This is a genomic window from Marinobacter sp. C1S70 (assembly GCF_000475355.1).
Lineage (GTDB): Bacteria > Pseudomonadota > Gammaproteobacteria > Pseudomonadales > Oleiphilaceae > Marinobacter > Marinobacter nauticus.
The window spans coordinates 1-880 of sequence record NZ_AXBW01000005.1 but is presented as its reverse complement, the minus strand read 5'-3'; the positions used below and the strand labels follow the sequence as shown (position 1 = coordinate 880).

The window sequence follows — 880 nt, the reverse complement described above, 5'->3', positions numbered from 1 at the left end:
GGCCTATCGGTCCTGTCTGGGCATTCTCCGGCTGGGCCAGAGCTACGGCGAGGCACGATTAGAACGTGCCTGCCAACGCGCCCTGATGCTGGGCAGCTGCCGATACAAGAGCATCGAATCCATCCTCAAGCATCGCCTGGATGAGCAGCCCCTGGAAGAGCAACAAGAACTGGCCTTACCCGACACACACGACAACATCCGTGGCCCCGCCTACTACCACTGAAGGAACCTGACATGCTGAAACATCCCACGCTGGATAAGCTCCACGCCCTCAAACTGACCGGCATGGCCGCCGCCCTGGCGGATCAATCGGCCACCCCCGACATTACCGACCTGAGCTTCGAGGAGCGCCTTGGCCTGCTGGTCGACCGGGAAATGACGGAACGGGACAACCGACGCATGAGCAGCCGCCTGCGCCGGGCCAAGCTGCGACACGCCGCCATCCTCGAAGACATTGATTACCGGAACTCACGGGGCCTGGATAAAGGGCTTGTCCAGAGTCTGGCCAGCTGCCAGTGGGTGAAGGAACACCTGAACGTGCTCATCACCGGCCCGACTGGCGTCGGGAAAACCTGGTTGGCCTGTGCTCTGGCACACAAGGCCTGCCGGGAGGGTTACACCGCCCAGTACGTCCGCCTGACCCGGCTGCTACGAGAGCTGACCATCGCCAAGGGCGATGGCCAATACTCAAAGCTCCTGACCAGCCTGGCCAAGGTCGACGTGCTGATCCTGGATGACTGGGGGCTGATGAAGCTGAGCGCGGAGAACCGGCGGGACTTGCTGGAGGTGCTGGAAGACCGACATGGCCGGCGCTCCACCATCGCCACTAGCCAATTACCCATCGAGGAATGGCACGGCATCATCGGTGACGCCACTCTGG

Annotated in this window: 1 protein-coding gene and 1 pseudogene; both read left to right on the top strand. The window is 62.4% G+C overall.

Translation table 11 applies throughout. The annotated features are described in order from the left end of the window. Nucleotides 1-223 (top strand): annotated as a pseudogene (locus Q669_RS01215) (IS21 family transposase); the annotation flags it as partial. An 11-nt stretch (nucleotides 224-234) separates the two neighbouring features. Continuing rightward, on the top strand, nucleotides 235-880 hold a 646-nt coding region (gene istB, locus Q669_RS01210; RefSeq protein WP_022990927.1), incomplete at its 3' end, for an IS21-like element ISSpu5 family helper ATPase IstB.